This window comes from Desertihabitans aurantiacus (genome assembly GCF_003344635.1).
In the GTDB taxonomy this organism is placed as follows: Bacteria; Actinomycetota; Actinomycetes; order Propionibacteriales; family Propionibacteriaceae; genus Desertihabitans; species Desertihabitans aurantiacus.
In genome coordinates this window covers 1-2,765 of sequence record NZ_QPKK01000377.1, presented here as the reverse complement: position 1 = coordinate 2,765, position 2,765 = coordinate 1, and the positions used below count along the sequence as shown (strand labels likewise).

Here is a 2,765-nt window from a genome sequence, read left to right as displayed (position 1 = left end):
GTGCCGGGCGCGGAGGCCGGACCGTTCATCGCTGCTCCTCGCGCCGCGGTGACTCCTGGCCGGAACGTAGCACCGCGCGGGCCAGCCGCCACCCGGGACGACCCCGGTCTGCACCCCGGAGCGCGCCCCGGGGACGACGAAGGCCCCTCCCGGTCTCCCGGAAGGGGCCTCCTGCTGTGCGCGAGAGAGGATTTGAACCTCCACGTCCCTAAGGACACTGGCACCTGAAGCCAGCGCGTCTGCCGTTCCGCCACTCGCGCGTGGTCTCGCACCCCTCGGTGCGAACCGGCCGGTGAACATTAGCACGACCGGCACCGAGATCACGACTCGAGCCGTGTCCACCCCCTGCCGGCCGCCTCCGACCGCTACCGTCGTGGCAGCCCGGGACCGCTACGGTCGGACCGCGGTCCCGTCCGCCCCGCCGCCGCGCGGGAGGTTCGCCGTGCCGCGGCGGCCCGCATAGGATCGGGGCGGTCAGCAGAGGGTGGGGGCGTCGGCGGAGGAGGTGCGATGGGCGTGTTCGGTCGCTTCGAGAAGCGGATCGAGGGTGCGGTCAACGGCGTCTTCGCGCGCGCCTTCAAGGGCGACGTCCAGCCGGTCGAGATCGCCGCCCGGCTGCAGCGCGAGCTGGACGCCGAGGCCAAGCTGATGTCGCGCGACCGCCGCCTGGTGCCCAACGAGTTCGTGGTCGGGCTGAGCGAGCACGACTACGAGCGACTCACCCCCTACGGCAAGACCCTCACCGGCGAGCTGATCCCCGAGCTGCGCCGGCACGCCTCGGAGCAGGGCTACGTCTTCAACGGCCCGATCATGATCCACTACGAGCTGGACGAGTCGCTGCCGACCGGACGCTTCACCGTCGCCTCGGAGGCGGTGGCCGGGGTCGACACCGAGGACCCGGCCAGCACCACCCAGATCAACCGCGCCCGCCTGGTGCTCGAGGTCAACGGCATGCGGCACCCGCTCACCCCGCCCGGGCTGGTGATCGGTCGCGGCACCGAGGCCGACCTGCGGATCAACGACCCGGGCATCTCGCGGCGGCACGCCCAGATCGTGGTGCGCGGCAGTGGCTCCGACCTCAGCATCGAGATCAACGACCTCGGCTCCACCAACGGCATCGTCGTCAACGGCCAGCGCGTGCGCACCGCCCCCCTGCAGGCGGGCTCGCGGATCGAGATGGGCAACACCCGGATGCTGGTGCACGCGCCGTCGGGGAACTGAGGCGCGCCACCACCATGTCCGAGCTGATCGTCACCCTGCTCAAGGTGCTCTTCCTGGCGCTGCTGTGGGTCTTCATCCTGTCGGCCGCCTCGGTCATCCGCACCGACCTGTTCGGCCGCACCGTGCAGGCCGGGGAGCTGCCCCAGCAGCTGGAGCAGCCGCGGCGGCGTGAGCGGCGGCGCACCAAGCAGGCGCCGCGCTCGGTCGAGGTGACCAACGGCAGCCGCGAGGGCCAGCGGGCCGACCTGTTCTCCGGGCCGGTGCTGATCGGCCGCAGCTCCGACTGCGCGATCATCCTCGACGACGACTACGTCTCCACCCGGCACGCCCGGATCGAGGCGGACAGCTCCGGCGGCTACTACGTCGAGGACCTCGGCTCCACCAACGGCACCTACGTCAACGGCCAGCGGATCACGGCACCCACCACCGTGACCCCGGCCGACAGCGTGCGGATCGGACGTACGGTCTTGAAGTTGGTGAGCTGAGTGACCCTGCGCCTCAGCTACGTGGCCCACTCCGAGGTGGGTCTGGTCCGCAAGAACAACCAGGACTCCGGCTACGCCAGCCCGACCATGCTCGTGGTGGCCGACGGCATGGGCGGAGCCGCGGCCGGCGACCTCGCCTCGGCGGTGGCCATCGCCGAGGTCCAGGACGCCGACGCCGAGCTGCGCGCCGCCGCGCACGCCGAGCAGCAGGAGGCCGCGGCCGACGACGCCCCGGAAGCGGACGGCAGCGCGCCCGAGGCCCCGGTGGAGGCGGCCGACGAGCCGATCGAGGCCGCCGAGATCACCCTCGAGCCGCCGCAGATGCTCGACGTGCTGGCGGGGATCGTCGAGCGTGCCAACCAGCGGATCGCCGAGCTGGTCGCCGCCGACCCGTCCCTGGAGGGGATGGGTACGACCGTCGACGCGTTGATGTTCGACGGCACCGACCTGGCGCTGGCCCACATCGGCGACTCCCGGGCCTACCTGCTGCGCGACGGGGTGCTGACCCGCCTCACCCACGACCACTCCTGGGTGCAGAGCCTCATCGACGAGGGCCGGATCAGCCTGGAGGAGGCGGCCTACCACCCGCACCGCTCGCTGCTGCTCAAGGTGCTCAACGGCCAGCCCTCCAACGACCCCGACCTCAGCACCCACCGGATGCAGGCCGGCGACCGGCTGCTGCTGTGCTCCGACGGCCTGTGCGGTCTGGTCGAGGACGACGTGCTCGGCTCCCTGCTGGCCGAGCCCGACCCGGCGACGGCACTGGAGCGGCTGGTCTCCGAGGCGCACGCCGAGGGCGGCATCGACAACATCACCATCATCATCGCCGACCTGCTGGAGGCCGGCGAGGACGACGAGCTGCCCGATGTGATGGTGCTCGGGGCCGCCGGCACCCTGGACATCCCGGAGGTGACGGCCGTGCCCCCGCGGGCCGCGCTGCCCCCGGGCGCTGAGGACGACGGCACCTCCCCGCCGCCGCCGCTGGCCGGCGGGGGCTCCCCGGCCAGCGCCAGCACGCCGGTCCGCCCGCAGGGCAGCCCGGACGAGCGGGAGGAGGAG

3 protein-coding genes and 1 tRNA gene are annotated in these 2,765 nt (G+C 72.8%); 3 read left to right on the top strand and 1 reads right to left on the bottom strand.

Annotation, left to right across the window (positions count from 1 at the left end):
* Window positions 1-177: 177 nt before the first annotated feature.
* Window positions 178-260: transfer RNA gene (locus DVA66_RS19150), tRNA-Leu, on the bottom strand.
* A gap of 250 nt (window positions 261-510) precedes the next feature.
* Between DVA66_RS19150 and DVA66_RS19145 the strand changes: the two genes are divergently transcribed.
* The 3 genes from DVA66_RS19145 to DVA66_RS19135 all read left to right on the top strand — a co-directional run.
* Window positions 511-1,221 (top strand): FhaA domain-containing protein, encoded by a 711-nt coding sequence (locus DVA66_RS19145; RefSeq protein ID WP_114561433.1) that lies wholly within the window; start codon window positions 511-513, stop codon window positions 1,219-1,221.
* Between the two features lie 14 nt (window positions 1,222-1,235).
* Window positions 1,236-1,706: an FHA domain-containing protein FhaB/FipA gene (locus tag DVA66_RS19140; protein WP_114561432.1), complete on the top strand. Its 471-nt coding sequence runs from the start codon at window positions 1,236-1,238 to the stop codon at window positions 1,704-1,706.
* Window positions 1,707-2,765, top strand: a 1,059-nt coding sequence (locus DVA66_RS19135) for a PP2C family protein-serine/threonine phosphatase (protein ID WP_198671954.1), incomplete at its 3' end; no start/stop codon positions are given. It lies immediately after the preceding gene.